Here is a 728-nt window from a genome sequence, read left to right as displayed (position 1 = left end):
GCCCCACGAAACGTCGCGCGAACAACTCAGCCCACGCGGCGTCGAACAAGTCGGACGCGAAGGTCAACGACCCAGACCACACGCCGAACTCTCTCGTCGACACATTCACGGTGAGGTCCCGCTGGGCCGCAACCTGGTCTGGGGCGATCGGCGCGATCTTCACTTCGTCCCCAACACCCTCGCCGAAGTCGAAGCTCGTAACGGAATCGAACGACAGCATCACCTGCGCCAGCGGCGCGAACGCCTCCGACCGGACCGGCCTGACTGCATCCACCACGACCTCGAACGGCACATCCGCATTCGCGAACGCATCGACATCGGTGGTTCGCACCTGCTCTAGGAAATCCGCAAAGGATGTACCCGGCATCACCTCCGTGCGGAGCACCAGCGTATTGACGAACATCCCCACCAACGGATCCAACTGGGACGCACCACGGCCGGCCACCGGCGTCGAAATCGCAACATCGCCAGTCGCCGCCAACCGGGACAACAACACCGCCAACGCGGCATGCAACACCATGAACGGCGTCACACCGTGATCCTCGGCGAGTCGCTGCACGCCGTGGGCGGTGGTAGGCGGGATCGCAAAGTCCATTGTCGCTCCGCGCCCTGAAGCAACCCTTGGTCGTGGCTTTACAGTGGGGAGCTCGAGGACATCTGACATTCCTTCGAGCTTTCTGCGCCAGTACTCGAGCTGTCGTCCGATCACCGAGGAAGGATCGTCCGGC

General features: G+C 63.2%; 1 protein-coding gene. It reads right to left on the bottom strand.

Translation table 11 applies throughout. The features are described from left to right. The coding region (locus GP2_RS20845) for a condensation domain-containing protein (protein WP_255218683.1) at window positions 1-664 on the bottom strand (664 nt) is incomplete at its 3' end. Between the last annotated feature and the right edge of the window lie 64 nt (window positions 665-728).

Source organism: Gordonia paraffinivorans NBRC 108238, from assembly GCF_000344155.1.
Taxonomy (GTDB): domain Bacteria; phylum Actinomycetota; class Actinomycetes; order Mycobacteriales; family Mycobacteriaceae; genus Gordonia; species Gordonia paraffinivorans.
Note: the sequence above shows the minus strand (reverse complement) of the source record. Positions and strands in the feature narration are given on the sequence as shown.